This window comes from Pseudomonas sp. 05N431 (assembly GCF_056397005.1).
In genome coordinates, this window is sequence record NZ_JBFTMN010000001.1 from 346,589 (window position 1) to 367,981 (window position 21,393).

Sequence of the window (21,393 nt, forward strand, 5' to 3'; positions counted from 1 at the left end):
GTTAGGAATGACTTTATCCACTGCCGACCAAAGCAGGCTTGAGCGCTTCTGGCAGCACTGCGTGACGAATCAGTACTTCAATATCGGGTACCCCGAATCAGCGGACTTCGATTACTCCCAGCTGCATCGCTTCCTGCGCTTTTCGATCAACAACTGCGGGGATTGGAACGAGTACAGCAACTACCTGTTGAACTCATTCGACTTTGAGAAGGACGTCATGACGTACTTCTCCGAGCTGTTCAACATCGCGCTCGAAGACAGCTGGGGCTACGTCACCAACGGGGGGACCGAAGGCAACATGTTTGGCTGCTACCTGGGTCGCGAACTGTTCCCGAACGGCACCCTGTACTACTCGAAAGACACCCATTACTCCGTAGCAAAGATCGTCAAGTTGCTACGGATCAAATGCCGTGCAGTCGAGTCATTGGCCAATGGTGAGATCGACTACGACGACCTGATGGCAAAAATAACCGCCGACCAGGAACGCCACCCCATCATCTTCGCCAATATCGGCACCACCCTGCGCGGCGCGATCGACAATATCGCCACCATTCAACAGCGTCTGCAGCAGGCGGGCATTGCCCGTCATGACTACTACCTGCACGCAGACGCGGCGCTGAGCGGGATGATCCTGCCCTTCGTCGATCACCCACAGCCCTTCTCGTTCGCCGATGGCATCGACTCGATCTGCGTTTCCGGCCACAAGATGATCGGCTCACCCATTCCTTGCGGGATCGTCGTGGCCAAACGCAAGGACGTTGCGCGCATCTCGGTGGAAGTGGACTACATCCTGGCCCATGACAAAACCATCAGCGGCTCGCGCAATGGCCATACACCGTTGATGATGTGGGCGGCACTGCGTAGCCACTCGTTCGCTGACTGGCGCCAGCGTATCCACCACTGCCTGGAAAAAGCGCAGTATGCGGTGGATCGATTCCAGGCTGCGGGCATTGATGCCTGGCGCAACGAGAACTCCATCACCGTCGTGTTCCCTTGTCCGTCGCAGAGGATTGCGAAGAAATATTGCCTGGCGGTATCTGGCGATACAGCGCACTTGATAACGACACCCCATCATCACGACAACTTAATGATCGACACATTGATCGATGAGGTCATTACCGAGATTGAGACAGATGCCTGGCAATTTGGGAGGGCGCATGTCAAACAAGGGGGGAATGAGCGACGACCTTCAAACTCCGTCAGGGAGACCTGCCCCCGATTCGACGTCATCTGAAATTGGCTATTTTCAACACACCTTGAGACAAGCACCATGTCGCCACTTAAAACACCTGAAGCCTGCGAAAACCTCAATGATATTCGGGCAGGCATCGATTTTTATGATCGCCAGATCCTTGAGTCCTTGAAACAACGCCTGGGTTATGTAAAAGCCGCTGCGCAATTCAAAGCCAATGAACGGGCTATCCCCGCTCCAGAGCGGGTCGCGGCGATGCTCGAAGACCGTCGCGAGTGGGCAGTCGCCGCCGGGTTCGAAGTGGCCTTCGTCGAGAAACTCTACAAGCACATTATTCATTGGAATATCCAACAGCAGATTCTGCACTGGCAAGAAACCTATTCCGACCGAAATACCGCATAAGCCCATTGATGAGCGTATGACCAGGTCTACTGTGTAAACGTTTCAGAGTTTGTGCTTCTGACAGGGCGCCAGAGAGGGGCGCCCTGCACTTTCAATGTTGCGTTCTCTGGCCGGCTTGTGACCACGCCATCAAGGCAGCGCCGAGCTGGATCGCGACGGTTTGCTCAATCAGCATCGGGGATGCTGGACAGCCTCCAGTAGCAGTGAGTAAACCCTGCCAAAATTTATTTTAAATAATCCTAAATTTTTTCCAGGTCTGGTCGATAATGAGGCGGGTATTTAGCATTAGACGTTAAGGAAAACGATGGCAATGGTCTTTTGTCGTGCGTGCGCCAAGGAAATTCACGAGACGGCCCCAACGTGCCCCCAATGCGGCGCGAGCCAACACGTTGCCATAGCTGCAACGAGTGACGTTGGTTCACCGTGGCTGGCCATCCTCTCGTTAATATTAGGCATCCTCTGCGTACTCAGCCTGCTTGATGACTCTGAATGGGATAGAGATACCCTCATTGGACTGGGAACCCTCTCCGTCACAGGTCTGATTTGCGGCATCATCAGCATTAACCAAAAAAAATCAGGAAATAACCTCGCGATCACCGGTGTCGTCTTATCGGCTATTGCGACGTTTATTTTTGTTGGACTGTCGTTTGACTAATTTTAGGGAAAAAATATGAGCATGGTTTTTTGTCGTGGTTGCGCCAAGGAAATTCACAGCACTGCTACGACCTGCCCGCAATGTGGCGCACCTCAGGCGTTCCAGCCAACACGTCCAGCGTCAAGCGCTGTACCGGAAACCGGCAACCCGTACCTTGAAGTGCTCAAGAAATATGCCGAGTTTAAAGGCCGCGCCAGCCGTCGCGAATACTGGATGTTTATTCTGATCAACCTCGGGGTCTCTTTAGGGCTCATCGTTATTGAGGCCTTGCTGGGTGGTAAAGGGTACATTTACAACCTTTATAGCCTTGCCGTGTTTCTTCCTGGTCTGGCGGCAGCCGTTCGCCGGATGCACGACACTAACCGTAGTGGCTGGTGGATCTTGCTACCTATCGTGAACATTGTCTTCATGGCCCAGGACAGTCAGCCTGGCGACAACCGTTTCGGGCCGAACCCAAAAGGGATCAACTGAACCTGGTACACAAGACGCTTATCGAGACGGCCGCAATGGCCGTCTCTTTGCTTATATCAGTTGACCCTCCTGACAATCCGTCCGATCTTTGCACTCCCCGCAACACTGAATTGCGCTTGAGCCAATTGATAGCCACCTAACAAAAACCCCATGCTAGAGGGCTTACTTCGCGCTTATATCATTCCGAATGATAGTTACCTTTGCCTCATTCGATTCGTTTGATACAGCCCCTCCGAGCATCATCCGCCCATCTCAATACAGTGGCGGATGCATCCATGGAACAGTCATTCAAACATTTGCGCTTCCCCTTGGCCGTTTTGGCCATGCTGGTGATGAGCGCTTGCGGCAAAACCCCAGGCACCGCTGCCGCCATGCCTGCGGCCAAAGTCAGCGTGGCCAAGGTGCTGGAACAACCGGTCAACGAGTGGGACGATTTCACCGGCCGCCTCGAAGCACCGGAAACCGTCGAGATTCGTCCTCGGGTGTCAGGCCAGATCGACGAAGTCACATTCACCGAAGGCGCCCTTGTGAAAAAGGGCGATTTGCTGTTCCAGATCGACCCTCGACCATTCCAGGCTGAGGTCCGCCGCCTCGAAGCCCTGGTTGCCCAGAGCCGCGCCAATGCTACCCGCAGCGAAAACGAAGCCCAACGCGGTGAGCGCCTGCGCACCAGCAATGCGATTTCTGCCGAGCTGGCCGACTCGCGCAGCAGCGCCGCCCAAGAAGCCCGTGCCGCTGTCGGCGCCCTCCAGGCGCAATTGGACCTGGCCAAGCTGAACCTCAGTTTCACCCGCGTCACCGCACCGATCAGCGGCCGTGTCAGCCGTGCGGAAATCACCGCCGGCAACCTGGTCACTGCGGATGTCACCGCGCTGACCAGCGTGGTCTCCACCGACAAGATTTACGCCTACTTCGACGCCGATGAGCGTGTGTACCTCAAGTACACCCAGCTCGCCCGCCAGGGCCAACGCGGTCAAACCACTCCGGTTTACCTCGGCCTGTCCAATGAAGAAGGCAACCCACACCTGGGCCAGATGAACTTCGTCGACAACCAGGTCAACCCGAAAACCGGCACCATCCGTGGTCGTGCGGTGTTTGACAACAGCAAGGGCGAATACACCCCCGGCCTCTACGCTCGCCTGAAACTGGTGGGCAGCGGGACCTATTCCGCTGTGCTGATCAACGACGAAGCCGTCGGTACCGACCTGGGTAAAAAGTTCGTGCTGGTGATGGACGCCGACAACAAGTCGGCTTATCGCGCCGTCGAACTGGGACCGAAGATCGAAGGTTTGCGCATTGTGCGCAGCGGCCTGAACAAGGACGACACGATCATCGTCAAGGGCTTGCAACGGGTGCGTCCGGGTTCCCCGGTGACGCCTGAAGTGATCCCGATGGCCAGCCAGGAAACCCTCGCGGCCCTCGCTCAACAACGCCAAGCGCTTGAAGCCAGCAACCTGCCCCAAGTCGCACCTGCCAAGGTTGCGCCGGGTACGGCTGTGAAACTCGCCGCTGCGACTCCACGCGGTTAAGGGACGACAACTCCGATGAATTTTTCCCAATTCTTCATTTCACGGCCGATCTTCGCAGCGGTGCTCTCGCTGCTGATCCTGATCGCCGGCAGCATCTCGCTGTTCCAGTTACCGATCAGCGAATACCCGGAAGTCGTGCCACCGACTGTGGTGGTCCGCGCCAACTTCCCGGGTGCCAACCCTAAAGTCATCGGTGAAACCGTGGCCGCTCCGCTGGAGCAAGCCATCACCGGCGTCGAGAACATGCTGTACATGTCCTCGCAGTCCACCGCTGACGGCAAGATCACCCTGACCATCACCTTTGCGCTGGGCACCGACCTGGACAACGCTCAGGTGCAGGTGCAGAACCGCGTCACCCGCTCCGAGCCCAAGCTGCCGGCCGAAGTGACCCGGATCGGTATCACGGTGGACAAGGCCTCGCCTGACCTGACCATGGTTGTGCACTTGACCTCGCCGGACAAACGCTACGACATGCTCTACCTGTCCAACTACGCCCTGCTCAACATCAAGGATGAACTGGCGCGGCTGGGCGGCGTGGGTGACGTACAACTGTTCGGTATGGGCGATTACTCGCTGCGGGTCTGGCTCGATCCGAACAAAACCGCTTCGCGCAACCTGACTGCGACCGATGTGGTCAACGCGATTCGTGAGCAGAACCGTCAGGTCGCCGCCGGTGCCCTGGGCGCGCCGCCTGCGCCGAACGCCACCGCGTTCCAACTCTCGGTCAACACCCAAGGTCGCCTGGTTTCCGAGGAAGAGTTCGAGAACATCATTATTCGCTCTGGCGAAAACGGTGAAATCACTCGCCTCAAGGACATTGCTCGCGTCGAACTCGGCTCCAGCCAGTACGCCTTGCGCTCCCTGCTGAACAACCAACCGGCCGTGGCGATCCCGATCTTCCAGCGTCCGGGCTCCAACGCTATCGAGATCTCCAACGAAGTGCGCGCCAAAATGGCCGAGCTGAAGAAGAGCTTCCCCGAAGGCATGGACTTCAGCATCGTGTATGACCCGACGATTTTCGTTCGCGGCTCCATCGAAGCTGTGGTGCACACGCTGTTCGAAGCACTGATTCTGGTAGTGCTGGTGGTGATCCTGTTCCTGCAAACCTGGCGCGCCTCGATCATTCCGTTGGTGGCAGTACCGGTATCGTTGATCGGTACGTTCGCCGTGATGCACCTGTTCGGTTTCTCGCTTAACGCGTTGTCATTGTTCGGATTGGTATTGGCCATCGGTATCGTGGTCGACGACGCCATCGTGGTGGTGGAAAACGTCGAACGGAATATTGGCCTCGGGCTGACACCGGTCGAAGCGACCAAACGTGCCATGCGTGAAGTAACCGGACCGATCATCGCCACCGCGCTGGTGCTGTGTGCCGTGTTTATCCCGGCGGCCTTCATCTCCGGGTTGACCGGGCAGTTCTACAAACAGTTCGCCTTGACCATTGCGATCTCCACGGTGATCTCGGCCTTCAACTCGCTGACCCTGTCGCCAGCGTTGGCGGCCGTGTTGCTCAAGAGCCATGACGCGCCGAAGGACCGCTTCTCGAAAGTCCTCGATGGGATCTTCGGTGGCTGGCTGTTCCGTCCGTTCAACCGCTTCTTTGATCGTGCCAGCCATAGCTACGTGGGCACCGTGGCTCGTGTGATCCGCAGCAGCGGCATCGCCCTGTTGCTGTACGCCGGCCTGATGGCGCTGACGTTCCTCGGTTTCTCGAACACGCCAACCGGCTTCGTGCCAGGCCAGGACAAGCAATACCTGGTGGCCTTCGCCCAACTGCCGGACGCAGCGAGCCTGGACCGCACTGAAGATGTGATCAAGCGCATGTCCGACCTGGCCCTGAAACAGCCGGGCGTAGAAAGCGCGGTGGCCTTCCCTGGCCTGTCGATCAACGGCTTCACCAACAGCCCTAACGCCGGCATCGTGTTCGTCACCCTGAAACCGTTCGATCAGCGCAAGGACCCGAGCCAGTCGGCCGGTGCCATTGCCGGTGCCTTGAACGGCCAGTACGCCGGGATTCAGGAAGCCTACATGGCGATCTTCCCGCCGCCGCCAGTACAGGGCCTGGGCACCATCGGTGGTTTCCGCCTGCAGATCGAAGACCGGGGCAACCTGGGGTATGACGAGCTGTACAAAGAAACCATGAACATCATCACCAAGAGCCGCAGCGTGCCGGAACTGGCCGGGCTGTTCACCAGCTACACCGTGAACGTGCCACAGGTCGATGCTGCCATCGACCGCGAAAAAGCCAAGACCCACGGCGTGGCCGTCAGCGACATCTTCGACACCCTGCAGATCTACCTGGGTTCGTTGTATGCCAACGACTTCAACCGCTTCGGTCGCACCTATCAGGTCAACGTTCAGGCCGAGCAGCAGTTCCGCCTCGAACCGGATCAGATCGGCCAGCTGAAAGTGCGCAACAACAAAGGCGAGATGATCCCGCTGGCGACCTTCATCAAGGTCAGCGACACCTCGGGCCCGGACCGCGTGATGCACTACAACGGCTTTATCACCGCTGAAATCAACGGTGCCGCCGCCCCTGGCTACAGCTCCGGCCAAGCGCAACAGGCCATCGAAAAACTGCTCAAGGACGAACTGCCTAACGGCATGACCTACGAGTGGACCGACCTGACCTACCAGCAGATTCTGTCCGGCAACACCGCGCTGTTCGTGTTCCCGCTCTGCGTACTGCTGGCGTTCCTGGTACTGGCCGCGCAATACGAGAGCTGGAGTCTGCCACTGGCGGTGATCCTGATCGTACCGATGACCCTGCTGTCGGCGATTACCGGGGTGATTCTGTCCGGTAGCGACAACAACATCTTCACCCAGATCGGCTTGATCGTACTGGTGGGACTGGCTTGCAAGAACGCGATCCTGATCGTCGAGTTCGCCAAGGACAAGCAAGAGGAAGGCCTGGACCCGCTCAGCGCGGTACTGGAAGCCTGCCGTCTGCGTCTGCGGCCGATCCTGATGACCTCCTTCGCCTTCATCATGGGTGTGGTGCCTCTGGTGTTCTCCAGCGGTGCCGGTGCAGAAATGCGTCACGCCATGGGTGTAGCGGTGTTCTCCGGGATGCTCGGGGTGACCTTCTTCGGCCTGTTGCTGACACCGGTGTTCTACGTATTGATCCGTCGTTTTGTGGAGCGCAGCGATGCCCGCAAAGCGGCCAAAGCCCTGAAACTGGAGGCGCAACAATGAGTCTGAAAGCCTTCCTGCCGAGCTTGCTGGTACTGGCCCTGAGTGCCTGTGCCGTCGGCCCGGACTACAAGACCCCAGCTACCGAGGCGGCCAACATCACGGCCGCCACCGACGGCGCCAACGGTCAGAAGAACTTCGACCGCGCACGCTTCGAAGGTATCTGGTGGAAGCAGTTCGACGACCCGGTCCTCAATCAGTTGGTGACCCAGTCGTTGCAGGGCAACCGTGATCTGCGAGTGGCGTATGCCCGCTTGAAAGCGTCTCGTGCGTTTCGTGATGACGCGGCCACCCAGACCACGCCCAACGTCACCAGCCGTGCCAGCAGCGATTTGGCCAAGGGCCAGATTCCCGGCCAGACCACTAAGCGCGTCAACAGCGAGCGCTATGACCTGGGCCTGGACATGGCCTGGGAAGTGGATCTGTTCGGGCGTATCCAGCGCAACCTGGAAGCCGCCGATGCCGATCAGCAAGTCGCCGAAGCCGATCTGCACCAACTGCAAGTCAGCATGATTGCCGAACTGGTGGACGCTTACGGTCAACTGCGCGGTGCACAACTGCGGGAAAAAATCGCGCTGGCCAACCTGCAGAACCAGCAAGAGTCGAGCAAGATCACCGTGAGCCTGCGTGATGCCGGCGTCGGCGATCAGCTCGATGTGGTTCGCGCCGATGCCCGCCTCGCCTCCGTCGAAGCCAGCGTGCCGCAGCTGCAAGAGGTGCAGGTGCGTCAACGCAACCGCATCGCCACCTTGCTGGGTGAACGGCCAGACAAACTGACCGTCGACCTCAGCCCGGCCAACTTGCCGGCGATTGCCAAGGCTTTGCCGATTGGTGACCCCGGTGAACTGCTGCAACGCCGTCCGGATATCCGCAGTGCCGAACGCAAGCTGGCCGCCGCCACTGCGCGAATCGGTGTGGCCAAGGCCGATCTGTTCCCACGGGTCAGCCTCAGTGGCTTCCTCGGCTTCACCGCCGGGCGTGGTTCGCAGATCGGCTCGTCGGCAGCCAGCGCCTGGGCGCTCAGCCCAAGTATTACCTGGGCAGCCTTCGACCTGGGCAGCGTGCGCGCTCGCTTGCGGGCAGCCGATGCTAACGCCGAAGGCGCCCTGGCAACCTACGAGCAGCAAGTGTTGTTAGCGCTGGAAGAATCGGAGAACGCTTTCTCCGATTACGGTAAACGTCAGCAACGCCTGATCTCGCTGATTCGTCAGAGTGAGTCGAGCCGTGCCGCAGCTGACCTCGCGCAAATTCGCTACCGCGAAGGCACCGTGGATTTCCTGGTGCTGCTCGACGCGCAACGTGAGCGCCTGGCCGCTGAAGATTCCCAGGCCCAGGCCGAGGTTGATCTTTACCGTGGCATCGTCGCCATCTACAAGGCCCTCGGCGGTGGCTGGCAACCCGAGACGGTCGCCAGCAGGTAACCCCTTTTCAAGAGCTCCTTTGGTTGGCCGCAACCAACCAATTTCTTTGCCCCGTGCCTCATTCGGTCGCGGGGCTTTTTTTTGCCTGCAAACTTTGGTGACTCCCCACACTCCCCTGTGTTAGCGGTGATCGTCGGACTTGCGGGTTTCCTGGACAGTCACCGTAGCAGTGGTCCCGGCACGCAGCGTGTTTTTGCCGGCGTAGTCGGTGTCGATCTGAATCCGTACCGGCACTCGCTGCGCCAGTTTGACCCAGGTGTAGCTCGGGTTGATATTGGCCAGCAAACGACCACCGGGCAGGTTTTCCCGGTCGGCAATGGCGAAGGCAATGCTTTGCACGGTGCCGCCAAAATGTTCGCCACTCATCAATTCGATATTGACCCGGTCACCCTCCGCGATTCGTGGCAGTTTGGTTTCTTCGAAGTAGCCGCTGACATAAAACGAGTCGCTGTCTACCAACGCCACCAGCGGACCGCCCGCGGTCGCGTAATCGCCCTGCCGGGTCAGCAGATTGGTGACGTAGCCGCTGACCGGCGATTCGACCCGGGTGCGCTCCAGATCGTGTTCAGCCTCGGCCAATGCGGCGATGGCCAGTTGCACGTTGGCCTGGGCAAAACCCAGGTTGGCCTGGTTGCGCAGCAAATCAGCCTGGGCCACCGACACCTCGGTGCTGGATTTTTCCCACTCTTCGCCAGAGACCGCCATGCGCTCCTTGAGGGTCCGTCGACGCAGCTCCTCGCTTTGACGCTGCTTGAGCAGCGCCTGGCTGGCAACGATGGTGGCTTGCGATTGCCCCAGTGAGGCCTTCGCCACTTCCACCGAACGCTTGGCATGTTCCACCGCCAGGGCGTAACGCGAGGGATCGATTTCCAGCAGCAACTGCCCCTTCTCCACATGTTGGTTATCTTGCACACCCAGGCGCACGATGCGTCCCGCAACATCGGCGGACAAGGTCACCACATCGGCACGCACCCGTGCGTCCCGGGTCCAGGGTGCGCGGGTATAGTGCTCCCAGGCAAACCAGCCGAGCACAAGAGCCAGCACGACTACCGCCAGTGTCGAGAGTTGGGCAAGGATCTTCTTCAAGGCATCAGGCTCCCATCGCCAGAATCAACATCGCGCACACGCAGGCGTACAACGCGCCTTCGAACAAGGCTTCATGCCAGACGAACTGCAACACGCCGAGGCGCCGCAGGATCCAGTCCAGCACCAGGAAAATCGGCAAGCCCAGCAGCAGCGCCTGGGCAATCGGCGGCAGATAGACACCACCTATTTCCAGATCAATGGTCAAGCGCAGGTACTCCTTGCAAGGTGACAGGCTCAAAGTGACCACGGTGGCGTTCCAGGAACGACACCACGATCAACAACGCCACGCGCATGCGAAACACTGACCACAGGTGTTCATGGACGCTGCAGTGCAGCGCGTCCAGTTCATCGCCCAAGGCGTGCAGGCTGTCGATCACGCGATCCACTTCGATGTTCGGCCGACCGGCGACCAGCCGCCCGGTTTCCTGAACGGTGTCGAACATTCGGGTTTGCGTCTGCGAGCTCAGTAGCACGTTGTTCTGCCCCTGCTGCCTGAGCTGGTTCAAGGCAATGCCCAGGGCCAGGCAGCCAAGGCTGACCTCGAACAGGTCGCGCGCGGGCTTGTCCTGAATGGCTGGCAACAGTCCCAGCATCGTGGTCAGACGGTCGACCAGACGACTCTCGAAGGCAAACTGGTTTTCATCGGTGGCCGGTTTTTTCAGCAAGGCATAGACCTGCTCGCAATTCTCCTGATGCAGTCGGCGAATACGCAGAACAGGCCTGAAGGGGAAGATCAAGGCATACACACTCAACGCCAGAACGGTGGCGCAAGTGTAAGCGCCAGCAAATTCAAACCACTGGATCGCGGTGTTCTGCCCCAACCCGGTGTTCTGCGGGCCCAATAACAGAAACGTCGACAATCCCAGCCCGATCCCCGTCCCCGTGGTCGGCGGACTGGACAACCCCACCGCGACGGCATACAGCAATGGCGCCAGCAACAGGGCCAACAGTTCGAAGTTACTGATCATCGGCACCAGAGCAAACTCAAGCACCGCCGACACCACCACCGCCAGCCCCAAGCCCCGGGCATAGCTCTGGGCAGCCAACAATGGGCGCGGAAACGTCGCCATCAACGAGCAGAGGATCCCCGCCACAATCATCCCGGCCCGGGCGCCATCCCAACCGGTTTCGATCCATATCAGGCCAGCCACCATCAGTGCGCAGAACGCGCGGATGGCGTTCATCGTCGCCAGGGTGAAATCCAGGTGCAGCGGATTGGCCTGACCGCGAAAAACGCTACTGGCCTTGCGTCCGCTCTGGATCGCGTCGCTCAATTCCAGAATCGTTTCAAGCTGCTGCAGCATTCGCGCCTGTTCCCAACGCAGTGACCACGACAGCGAGCGCAAGGTGGCCTTCAAGGGCTCGGTCAGTTGCTCCGAGCGGTAGGCCAGTGCATCGAAACGCTGTTGCAACGCCGCAAACTGGTGCCGCTTTTCGCTGGACAGCGCGCGCCCCTGTCGAGCCAGTTCATCGAGAAAGGTCAGCTCTTCGTTCAGCAAATGCTGGATTTCGCCAGGTATCTCGCCTTCCCAGCGCTCGAGCAACAGCTCGCGCTGATGGCGCAATGCGGTGAGTCGCGCGGTCAGCAACAGCAACTGATTGCCAAGCAATTGCACCAGGTCGTCGGCACTGCGCAAACGCGGCGCGTCGTAATACAAATGCCGGCGTACCCCCTCCAGCGCGCTGATCTGCCCAAGCAACTGCATTTGCCGACGGTGGAAGTCGGCCTCGCTTTCTTCGGTTCGAATGACGGCGCTGGCATGGGTCGCCAGCAGCTTGATCACCTGATCGATCCTGGCAAAGTAATCCTTGGCCACGGCCTCCGGACGCGCGGTCAGCAGGCTGACCACACAGACACAGGCAACCGCCAGCAACGTCTCGGTCACGCGGGTCACGGCCAGCAGAAAGGTGCCGTCCTGATCAGGGACCGCCAGCAGCCCCACCACCACCGCCGTATAGCCGCTGAGCACAAACGCCTGAGAACTGGTGTAGCGCAACAAGGTGCCACCGGCGGTGCACAGTGCCAGCCACAGGGACAACGTCATCACGAAAGGCACCGGCGCCTGAGGGAAGATCGCCATGATCACCACGGCCACGGCCGCGCCCAGCGTGGTGCCGATGACTTGGCCAAAACTGCGGGCAAGCGCCATGCCGGCCAGTGGCTGGCTGACGATGACCACGGCCATGATCGACCATTTGGGCTGGTCGAGGTCAAACAGAAAGGCCAGGTACAGTGTCAACAACCCGGCGGTGATCGTTCTCATGGCAAACAGCAACACCCCGGGGCCGGGGTGGAGAATCGCCTTGAAGTACTGCAACAATGCTTGCATGAGAATGCTCGTCGAGCCATCTCCAGCAAGCGTAGTCACTGCAATGCCACGTGGAGAGGTTTCAGCTCGGCTTGAACACGCCAGTATGCGTTGAACCACTTCCCGGGTTTGACTCGCAGCGCCAGCTGACCGATGCTGGCAGCTTTGCAAACGCTGTCAGATTCCGGACTCCTGCATGCCCATGCCTCGCCGCTACCTGCTCATCAGCCTGCTTGTTTTGTTTGCCGTCGGCATTGCCTGGTTTTCTCTGCGCAGTACGACGCCAGAGGTGCCCCCCGCCATCAAGCAGGGCTATCACGACGCCATGGAAAAGGCCCGCAACGGCCAACCCGGTGCGGCGCGAGTGCTCTATCAGCAACTGGCACGTCCGGACTTGTCGGACACGCGCCGTGTCCTGTTGCATGCCGAACTGGCGAATTACCCGAGCCCGCAGGCACTGAAACTGGCAGACGCCGACCTGCAAAGCCCTGTGGCCGAGGTTCGCCAGGCGGCGATCAAAAGCATCGTCGGGCTGGTGCCCAACGGCCAACGCAGCCTGTTGCTCGGGCCATTGCTCGACGACCACGAGCAAGTCGTGCGTTTTGCCACCGCGAACGCGTTGCTGGGGCTTTCGCCGGATGATCTGGGGTTGTACTTCGGCCCTTTGCAGCAGGTCATCGACGAGTATGAGCACTCGCTTAACAGTCAGCCAGAAACCGCCGAGACCCAATACCAACTGGCTCGCCTGCACCTGCACAACGCCCAATTGAAAGAAGCACAACAAGCGCTCGATCAGACCTTGCGCCTGGACCCGGGCAACTTGCCGGCGCTGGTGATGCAGATCGAGGTCCTGGATAAACAGGGCCAGGCCGATGCTGCCCAACAAATGCTCGCCAGGCAGTTGAAGGCCCAACCTGACTCCGCCTATCTGCAACATGCCTTGGGGCTGTGGCTGCTGCATCACGGGCAAAGCGAGTTTGCCTTGCTCGGCCTTTCAAAAGCAGTGGAACTTGCGCCCGACAACAAGGAATACCGCTACGACCTGGCCACCACGTTGCACGGCCAGGAAGAACTCGAAGCCGCACAAAAGCAGCTTCAGGAAATCGTTCAGCGCCACCCGGCCGACCGCAAGGCCCGGGTGCTACTGATCAACTACTGGAAGGAAAGTGGCCAGCTGCAGAACGTTCAGGTGCTGCTGGCACAACTTGAGCAGATGAATCCGGATGATCCGGCGTTGCAGCAGGGACTCTAAAAGACCACAAGATTCGACAGGAAAGCACTGATCGTTCCCACGCTCTGCGTGGGAATGCCTCTAGGGACGCTCCGCGTCCAGTGACGCGGAGCGTCACGGGCTGCATTCCCACGCGGGAGCGTGGGAACGATCAAACAGCCAATTACAGGGCCGCCCCCGTAGCAGCTGTCGAGCCCGCGAGGCTGCGTTCGGCTCGGTCCGCGCTCGGGCGAAGCAGTCGTAAAATCATGCAACACGTTCTGTCAGGTAAACCGCGTGCGCAGGATTGGCGAGGACTTCGTCCTCGAACGCAGCCTCGCAGGCTCGGCAGCTGCTACGGGTGTTTAAGCTTGCCTACGCGGTGAATCGTGCACTGGATCACCTCGATACACCTGAGCCTGCGATCTTTGATCCTGGAAAGATCGCAGTCTTCGGCAGCTCGGGGTATTGAATGGGGCTTACGAAAGCATTTCGTGCATCAAGACCTGCAACTCGTCCAGATCGAACGGCTTGGCCAGGATCGGCGCTTTTTGCGCGATAGGGCTGCCGGACTCACGAATTTCCTGCGGGTAACCGCTGATGAAAATCACCTTGAGTTCAGGTCGCAGCTTCACCGCAGGCTCGGCAATCTGTACGCCGGAGATGCCACCGGGCAGACGGTAATCGGTGATCATCATATCCAGGTGCGGTTTGCTCGCGAGAATTTCGAAAGCCTGCTCGCCATCTACAGCCTGCAAAACCCGATAGCCTTCACCCGACAGATAGGCGACCAGCACCATCAGGATCGAGGGGTCATCTTCAACGATCAATACGACGTCTTGTGCATCTTCACTCATGGGAAGCCTTTGTTCGGTCAATAGCTGCTGATACGACCCTTCGGTCACGCAGAGGTTGCGTTGTTTTGTCTGTTTTCCTGCAGCGGTAGGCAAACACGAAACAACGAACCTTGATTAATCTTGCTCTCAACGGTGATGGATCCGCCATGGGCGGCGACGATTTGCTCGGAAATAAATAGCCCTAAACCCAGTCCGGCCACCACGGTTTTCGCCGACACACGCTCGAACTGCTGAAAAATACGTTTCTGGTTTTCCTCACTGATGCCAATTCCCTGGTCCCTGATCTCCATCCGCGCTTCGCCGTCCTGGCTGTACACGCGCACCTCGATCGGACGCTTGGCACCGTAACGCAGGGCGTTAGTCAGCAAGTTGGACACCACCTGCTCGATGCGAAATTCATCCCAATTGCCTTCCACCGGTTGCGGCGCGACAAACGTCACCGACGACTCGGCAGACTCCACCTGCGGTGCAAAATTCTGCAACAGGTTACCCGTCAACTGCGCCAGGTCAAAACGACTGGGGCGAATCGACAGCTTGCCGGTGCGAATCCGCGACACATCGAGCATGTCCTCGATCAAACGAATCAGGCTCTTGATCTGCCGCTCATCGCGATCGACCATCGCGTGCATCTTGTCCAGGGTAAACGCCGCAGCATTGTCCCGGGCCAGGTGCATCTTGCGCAGCTGGGTTTCGAGGATCAGCCCGTTCAACGGTGTACGAACCTCGTGAGCGACGATCGACATGAAGTCATCGCGCATGCGCACGGCCTGCTCCAGTTCATTCTGCGTGGCCTGCAATTGCTTGAGTAACGCCTCCTGCTCATGACGGCTTTGCTCCAGGGCCTCGACCTGCAGCTTCATCGCCTTGCGCTGTCGGTACAGGTCGACAAACACGTTGACCTTGCTTTTCACCGCGTGGACATCCAGCGGTTTATGCAAAAAGTCCACCGCGCCACTTTCGTAACCCTTGAACGCGTAATTGCTCTCGCGCCCTGCCGCACTGACGAAAATAATCGGAATGCTCCGGGTTTTCTCGGTGCCGCGCATCAGTTCGGCCAGTTCGAAGCCGTTCATGCCGGGCATCTGCACATCGAGGATGGCGATGGCGAACTCGTGTTGCAGCAGCAATGACAAGGCTTCGTCCGCCGATAGCGCCTTGTACACCGTGCGGTCCTCACGGGTAATCAGCGCTTCGAGCGCCAGCAGGTTCTCTGGCAGATCGTCGACGATCAACAATTTGGCCTGGATATTACTCAGCATGCTTGCGGTAGATCCGTTCTTGTTTGACCAAAGGTTCGAACTGCTTGCCATAGGTCGAGAAGTCCAGGGTTTCCTTACTGCCCAACACCAGGAAACCACGATGGCACAGCGACTCATGAAACAGCCCGAAGGCACGATCCTGTAATTTTTTATTGAAATAAATCAAAACATTACGACAAGAAATTAATTGAGTCTCTGAAAAGACACTGTCAGTCGCCAGGCTGTGATCGGCGAAGGTCACGTTCTCACACAGGGTCTTGTCGAAAATCGCGTGGTCATACGCTGCCGTGTAGTAGTCGGCGAACGAGCGCTGACCACCGGCCTGCTGGTAGTTATGGGTGTAGGCGCGGATGTTCGCCAGCGAGAAGATCCCTTGCTGGGCCTTTTCCAACGAGCGTGGGTTGATGTCAGTGGCGTAAATGATGGTGCGCTCCAGCAAGCCTTCTTCGCGCAGCAGAATGGCCATCGAATAGACCTCTTCGCCCGTGCTGCACCCGGCAATCCAGATCTTGATCGAAGGATAGGTCTTGAGCAGCGGCACCACCTCCTGGCGAATGGCCTGGAAGTGCGCCGGATCGCGAAACATCTCGCTGACCGGAATCGTCAGCAACTGCAGCAACTGCATGAACGCCGTCGGGTCGTGCAGCACCCGCTCCTGCAGCGCAGAAATGGTCTTGCACTCGAACTGATGCAGGGCGTGATTGACCCGGCGCTTGATCGAAGCACTGGAGTAATCACGAAAATCGTAGCTGTATTTGAGGTAGATCGCTTCGACCAGCAACCGCAGCTCAATGTCGGCATTTCTCTGCACTTAGATACGTTCCATCTTCGGTAACCACACGCGAATCAGCGAGAACAGGCGGTCCAGGTCAATGGGCTTGGCCAGGTAATCGTTGGAACCTGCTTGCAGGCAGCGCTCCTGATCGTCCTTCATGGCCTTGGCCGTCACCGCAATGATCGGCAGTTTGCGCCAGCGCGGGTCCTTGCGGATCTCGAGGGTGGCTTCAAAACCGTCCATCTCCGGCATCATCACGTCCATCAGCACCAGATCGATGTCATCCACCTCATTGAGCCTTTCGATCGCTTCACGACCGTTACGGCCAATCACCACAATAGCGCCCTTGTGCTCCAGTGCGCTGGTGAGGGCAAAAATATTGCGCACATCATCATCCACCAACAGCACCTTGCGGCCTTCGAAAACCCTGTCGCGGCTGCGGGCAGTCTGGAGCATCGTTTGCCGCTCATGGGACAACCGCGATTCGACTTTGTGCAGAAAGAGCGTCACCTCGTCGAGCAGACGCTCTGGCGAGCGTGCACCCTTGATGATGATCGAGCGTGAATACTTGCGCAGATCCGCCTCTTCATCACGGGTCAGGTTACGCCCGGTATAGACGATCACCGGCGGGAACGAGCAGATATCTTCGGTGGACATGCGCTTGAGCAGGTCATTGCCGAGCATGTCCGGCAGTTTCAGGTCGATGATCATGCAGTCATAGATCGTCTCGCGCAGCAGGTCCAGTGCTTCCTGGGCCAGGCCGACAGCGGTGATTTCGATGTCATCGTCACCGATCAGCCGGGCAATGCTGTCGCGTTGCAGGTCATCGTCTTCCACCAGCAACACGCGTTTGACCTTTTGCGTCAGTTTGGCTTCCAGTCGCGCGAACACGTCCTTGAGCTCGTCGCGGGTGGTCGGCTTGAGCGCATAACCAATGGCGCCCATGTGCATGGCGGCCTCGACGCGGTCCTCGACGGAAATCACGTGAACCGGGATGTGCCGGGTTTCGGCATGTTCTTTCAGGCGCTGCAATACCGTCAGCCCGGAATGGTCCGGCAGGCGCATGTCCAGCAGGATCGCATCCGGCTTGAAGTGTGTAGCCAGCTCGTAACCTTCATCGGCGCCATGAGCCACCAGGCATTGATAGCCCAGTTCATGGGCCAGGTCGAAGAGGATCTGCGCAAAGTTCACTTCATCTTCCACTACCAGCATGCAACGGCGGGTGAACGGTGCTTTGTCACGGTCATCGGCAAAGCGCGGAATCTTCGCTTCGACAATCAGCGGTGCAGGCGCGACAGTCACCTTGGGAGCTGCAACGACCGGTACGATCTTCAGCAGTTCGCGCGGCTCATCGCCGGGTTCGACATACTGCACAGGCAACACCAGCGTGAATGAACTGCCCTGCCCCGGTTCGCTGATGAGGCTGATCGAGCCGCCGAGCAACGCTGCCAGGTCACGCGAAATCGACAAGCCCAGCCCCGTGCCGCCGTAACGACGGTTGGTACTGCCATCGGCCTGACGGAAGGCCTCGAAAATGCCTTCCTGCTGATCGCTGGCAATACCGATGCCCGAATCCCGAACGATAAAGGCAATGCCCTCGCCCGGCTGCCTGGCGACCGTCAGGCTGACGCTACCCTTCTCAGTGAATTTGATCGCGTTCGACAACAGGTTCTTGAGCACCTGTTCCAGACGTTGACGATCGGTGAACACCGTCAACGGCGCATCCGCTTGCAGCTCGACGTTGAACGCCAGATGCTTGTGCGCTGCCAGCGGTTCAAACATGCCGCACAAGCCATCGACCAACCGCGCGACGCTGGTGTTCTCCGGGCGTATTTCAAGCTTGCCGGCCTCGACCTTGGAAATATCGAGAATGTCGTTGATCAGGTTGAGCAAATCGTTGCCGGCCGAGTAGATCGACTCGGCAAACGTCACCTGTTCAGCGCTGAGGTTTTGGTGTGGGTTCTCTGCCAGCAATCTGGCGAGAATCAACGAACTGTTCAGCGGTGTGCGCAGTTCGTGGGACATATTGGCGAGGAATTCGGATTTGTACTGGCTGGAGCGCTGCAACTCCTGAGCACGCTCTTCAAGTTGTACCTGGACCCGGTTCAACTCACCGTTCTTGCGATCCATTGCATCGCGTTGCTCGGCCAGAAACTGTGCCTGTTCGGCCAGTTGCTCATTGGTCTGCTCAAGCTCGGCCTGCTGCGTCTCCAGGTGCCACTGCGACTCTTTGAGCACCCGCGACTGTTCTTCCAGCTCTTCGTTGGCAGTCTTCAGTTCTTCTTGCTGCACCTGCAGCTCTTCATTGAGTTGCTGGGTTTGGGCGAGTACTTCCTGCAATCGTTGGCGATAACGCGCTGCTTCGATGGAGGTGCCGATATTCCCGGCTATCAGCTCCAGCAACTCGACATCGCGTTCGGTCAGGGCACGCAGGAAACCCAGTTCGATCACTCCGTTGACCCGGTCGTCATCACGGGTCGGCACCACCAGCACACTGCACGGCACGCCCTCCCCCAACCCGGAACTGACTTTGAAATAGCCGGCAGGTACTTCATTCAGACGAATCAGTCGGCCTTGTTGTGCCACCTGCCCGGTAATGCCCTCGCCACTGTCGATCGCTTGCTCGCGCCCTTCCTGCTCGCGGGAGAAACCATAAGAGGCGATGCGCGTGAGGCCTCCGTGCTCTTCTTTGACGTACATTGCGCCGACAGCGGTGCCGAGGTACTGCGCGCAAAACTGCAGAATATTGCGGCCCAACCGATTTAACGTCAGTTGCCCAAGCACCTGTTCCGCCAATTCAGTCTGGCCATTGCGCAGCCAGGCTTGTTGTTCCAGACGTTGTGCGCTGTTCTGTTGCGCTGCGAGATTGGCGCTGTATTTTTTCGACAGACTGAGCAAATCGCGACGGCCGACATAAGCCAGCAAACCACTGATACCGGCAACCAACAGCAAATACAGAGAAATGCTCCAGATCGTCGTGCGTCGAACCTCTTCGTTGCGCGTAATGCGCAACTGTTGCTCCATATCGATGACATCTTCGTACTGCTTGCGGATTTCATCGGTCAGTCGCTTACCCCGGCCGGCTTTCACGGCGGCTCGGTAATCACCGCTGCGGTGCTGCAAATCGATCATGGTCTGCGAGTAATCGTTCCACTCGACCTGCAATGCCTCGAGCCTGCGCAGACGATCAACTTGCGGCGGGTTATCGGCCGTCAGTTCCTGCAAGGTCTTGAGCGCAGCGATGATTCTCGGTTTAGCCGTTTCGTAGGGATCGAGAAAATGCTCGTCACCAGACAACAGAAAACCACGCATCCCGGTTTCCAGGTCGACCGTCAGCGTTAACGCTTCGTTGGCGTTATTGATCACCCGGTCCGTGTGCTCGACCCATTGGATCACCGACAACAGATAGGTGATCAAAGAGACAAAAAACACCGCGCTCAGCACGCCCATACCCAGCGGCAAGCTGATATTGCGGCTAAGGAGTTTGCGAAAACCTTGCTCATCAACCGAAGACGAAGAAGTCATTGGATGGCCTTGGTGAACCGTCGTAAGTGAAGGAGTTTGCTCCATAAACGCATCCTGGATCGTTTTTTTGACAACCTTGCCGGCAATCTCCTGCATCGCTCTGCATGATTCAGAGAGAACGGTTACTCTGTCGACTCACGCCGGTAACTACAATCAACCCGTGACCGACCGCCTTCTTCCGAGAGCCGCCACCATGTCCGCCACAGCGCCCACCATCCTTGTAGTCGAAGACGATAGCATCGTGCGCATGCTGATCGTCGACGTACTGGAAGAACTCAAGTTCAAGGTGCTGGAGGCCGACAGTGGCAAGGCAGCGCTTGCCCTGCTCAACGATAGCGCGCAAATCATCGATCTGCTGATGACCGATGTGGGATTGCCGGAGATGGATGGCCGGGAGCTGGCCGCTCAGGCGCGTGTACTGCACCCGGCGTTGCCGATACTGTTTGCCAGTGGCTATGCGGAAAGTATTGAAGTGCCGGAAGGCATGTCGGTGATTGGCAAGCCGTTCTCTATCGAGCAGTTGCGCGATAAAGTCCTGAGCATGCTCGCAGCCTGAGTTCAGCTTTGCTTGCGCACTTCGTTCAAGGTGCTGGCCACCTTCAGATGCCGGTACAGTAACGTCGACGCCCATTCTCGATCGCCCTGCTCCAGCGCGTCGATAATTTCCAGGTGTTCACGGCAGGAGGTGCGAACCCGCTCCAGATTCGACACGGTATGAAACTCGGTCAGCCGGCGCAGGCGGTTTTGCTGCTGCACGGTTTGCAGAATGAAGCTGTTGCCGGACGCTGCAGCCAGTAACTCGTGAAATTCGGCGTTGGCTTCGAAAAAGCTCAGGCTGTCAGGAGTGCCTTCGAGCAGCGCCTGCTGCTTTTCACGGCAACGCTGTAGACGTTCACGCGGTAGATTGAAGGTCGGCTCGAGCAAGCCCGCAGGTTCCAGAAGCATGCGGAAGCGATAGCTTTCGAAGCGCTTTTCGGCCGAACTCAACGTGGGCAAAAACATCCAGCCGTGACCGTGTTTGCGCTGCATGACGCCTTCGTCGGACAACCGCAGCAAGCAACGGCGCAATACCGCTTTGCTGGCACCGTAGCGACGCAGCAGATCGCTCTCCATCACCTGATCGGGAATCGCCTGGGCCAGTCGATCATCGATCAGCCGCTGATACAGCTCCTCATCCTCACCGACCGGCAGACTGACCTTGGCCAACTCATCGCTGAGCGGTGTTTCCAGCACGCAGTAACCCTGATGGGGCAAGCGTCCGATCACCTGCTCTTGCGCCAGATAGACCAGCGCCCCGCGAATCGGCGAGCGAGACACGCCAAAGCGCTCGGCCAGTTCGACCTCTTTGAGGTGACTGCCGGGGGTTAACTCGCCAGACCGGATCGCCATGAGAATCTGCGAGGCGACTTTGGTCTGAAGTGCGGTGGGTTGGGTCATCGAAAAACGTCCATGAATCAGCTGTCAGACGCTAACTCATGAATCAGGAAACTTCCAGTCAATACAAGCGCAT

General features: G+C 58.5%; 17 protein-coding genes. 9 read left to right on the forward strand and 8 right to left on the reverse strand.

Translation table 11 applies throughout. The features are described from left to right. Positions 1 to 7 precede the first annotated feature (7 nt). The 7 genes from AC1DIG_RS01495 (at position 8) to AC1DIG_RS01525 (ending at position 8,862) form a co-directional block, all read left to right on the forward strand. Entirely contained in the window at positions 8 to 1,234 is a 1,227-nt protein-coding gene (locus AC1DIG_RS01495; RefSeq protein WP_477765824.1) for a histidine decarboxylase, read from the forward strand. A gap of 36 nt (positions 1,235 to 1,270) precedes the next feature. Next, complete coding sequence (locus tag AC1DIG_RS01500) at positions 1,271 to 1,594, forward strand: isochorismate lyase (protein WP_477765825.1); 324 nt, start codon at positions 1,271 to 1,273, stop codon at positions 1,592 to 1,594. 304 nt (positions 1,595 to 1,898) lie between these two features. Further along, positions 1,899 to 2,249 (forward strand): DUF4190 domain-containing protein, encoded by a 351-nt coding sequence (locus AC1DIG_RS01505; RefSeq protein WP_477765826.1) that lies wholly within the window; start codon positions 1,899 to 1,901, stop codon positions 2,247 to 2,249. Positions 2,250 to 2,264: 15 nt separating this feature from the next. Continuing rightward, entirely contained in the window at positions 2,265 to 2,720 is a 456-nt protein-coding gene (locus AC1DIG_RS01510; protein ID WP_477765827.1) for a DUF805 domain-containing protein, read from the forward strand. Between the two features lie 275 nt (positions 2,721 to 2,995). Beyond that, positions 2,996 to 4,249 (forward strand): multidrug efflux RND transporter periplasmic adaptor subunit MexE, encoded by a 1,254-nt coding sequence (mexE, locus tag AC1DIG_RS01515; RefSeq protein ID WP_477765828.1) that lies wholly within the window; start codon positions 2,996 to 2,998, stop codon positions 4,247 to 4,249. Positions 4,250 to 4,264: 15 nt separating this feature from the next. Continuing rightward, complete coding sequence (locus tag AC1DIG_RS01520) at positions 4,265 to 7,444, forward strand: efflux RND transporter permease subunit (RefSeq protein ID WP_477765829.1); 3,180 nt, start codon at positions 4,265 to 4,267, stop codon at positions 7,442 to 7,444. Next, on the forward strand, positions 7,441 to 8,862 hold the full coding sequence (locus AC1DIG_RS01525) for an efflux transporter outer membrane subunit (RefSeq protein WP_477765830.1): 1,422 nt from the start codon (positions 7,441 to 7,443) through the stop codon (positions 8,860 to 8,862). The genes AC1DIG_RS01520 and AC1DIG_RS01525 overlap by 4 nt, the downstream gene beginning before the upstream one ends. A 120-nt stretch (positions 8,863 to 8,982) precedes the next feature. Here AC1DIG_RS01525 and AC1DIG_RS01530 read toward each other — a convergent pair whose 3' ends face one another. The 3 genes from AC1DIG_RS01530 to AC1DIG_RS01540 are packed head-to-tail and all read right to left on the reverse strand — an operon-like array spanning position 8,983 to position 12,278. Further along, entirely contained in the window at positions 8,983 to 9,948 is a 966-nt protein-coding gene (locus AC1DIG_RS01530; RefSeq protein WP_477765831.1) for an HlyD family secretion protein, read from the reverse strand. Between the two features lie 4 nt (positions 9,949 to 9,952). Continuing rightward, positions 9,953 to 10,153 (reverse strand): DUF1656 domain-containing protein, encoded by a 201-nt coding sequence (locus AC1DIG_RS01535; protein WP_103314531.1) that lies wholly within the window; start codon positions 10,151 to 10,153, stop codon positions 9,953 to 9,955. Beyond that, positions 10,143 to 12,278, reverse strand: coding sequence for an FUSC family protein (locus tag AC1DIG_RS01540; RefSeq protein WP_477765832.1), 2,136 nt, complete (start codon positions 12,276 to 12,278; stop codon positions 10,143 to 10,145). Before AC1DIG_RS01540 ends, AC1DIG_RS01535 begins: the two co-directional genes overlap by 11 nt. 175 nt (positions 12,279 to 12,453) lie before the next feature. Between AC1DIG_RS01540 and AC1DIG_RS01545 the strand changes: the two genes are divergently transcribed. Further along, positions 12,454 to 13,509: a tetratricopeptide repeat protein gene (locus AC1DIG_RS01545; protein ID WP_477765833.1), complete on the forward strand. Its 1,056-nt coding sequence runs from the start codon at positions 12,454 to 12,456 to the stop codon at positions 13,507 to 13,509. 437 nt (positions 13,510 to 13,946) lie between these two features. On the opposite strand, the gene AC1DIG_RS01550 is transcribed toward AC1DIG_RS01545, so the two are convergent. From AC1DIG_RS01550 to AC1DIG_RS01565, 4 genes are read right to left on the reverse strand one after another with little or no spacing between them, the layout of a single operon-like run. After that, positions 13,947 to 14,324, reverse strand: a complete 378-nt coding sequence (locus tag AC1DIG_RS01550) for a response regulator (protein WP_054597203.1) — start codon at positions 14,322 to 14,324, stop codon at positions 13,947 to 13,949. A 44-nt stretch (positions 14,325 to 14,368) separates the two neighbouring features. Beyond that, complete coding sequence (locus tag AC1DIG_RS01555; RefSeq protein ID WP_477765834.1) at positions 14,369 to 15,583, reverse strand: hybrid sensor histidine kinase/response regulator; 1,215 nt, start codon at positions 15,581 to 15,583, stop codon at positions 14,369 to 14,371. After that, positions 15,573 to 16,394 (reverse strand): CheR family methyltransferase, encoded by an 822-nt coding sequence (locus AC1DIG_RS01560; RefSeq protein ID WP_477765835.1) that lies wholly within the window; start codon positions 16,392 to 16,394, stop codon positions 15,573 to 15,575. The genes AC1DIG_RS01555 and AC1DIG_RS01560 overlap by 11 nt, the downstream gene beginning before the upstream one ends. Beyond that, complete coding sequence (locus AC1DIG_RS01565; RefSeq protein ID WP_477765836.1) at positions 16,395 to 19,883, reverse strand: response regulator; 3,489 nt, start codon at positions 19,881 to 19,883, stop codon at positions 16,395 to 16,397. It lies immediately after the preceding gene. Between the two features lie 193 nt (positions 19,884 to 20,076). On the opposite strand from AC1DIG_RS01565, the gene AC1DIG_RS01570 reads away from it, so the two are divergent. Further along, positions 20,077 to 20,439: a response regulator gene (locus tag AC1DIG_RS01570; RefSeq protein WP_477765837.1), complete on the forward strand. Its 363-nt coding sequence runs from the start codon at positions 20,077 to 20,079 to the stop codon at positions 20,437 to 20,439. 2 nt (positions 20,440 to 20,441) lie between these two features. On the opposite strand, the gene AC1DIG_RS01575 is transcribed toward AC1DIG_RS01570, so the two are convergent. Further along, a complete protein-coding gene (locus AC1DIG_RS01575; protein ID WP_477765838.1) occupies positions 20,442 to 21,320 on the reverse strand; it encodes a GntR family transcriptional regulator in 879 nt (292 codons plus the stop codon). Positions 21,321 to 21,393: the final 73 nt, after the last annotated feature.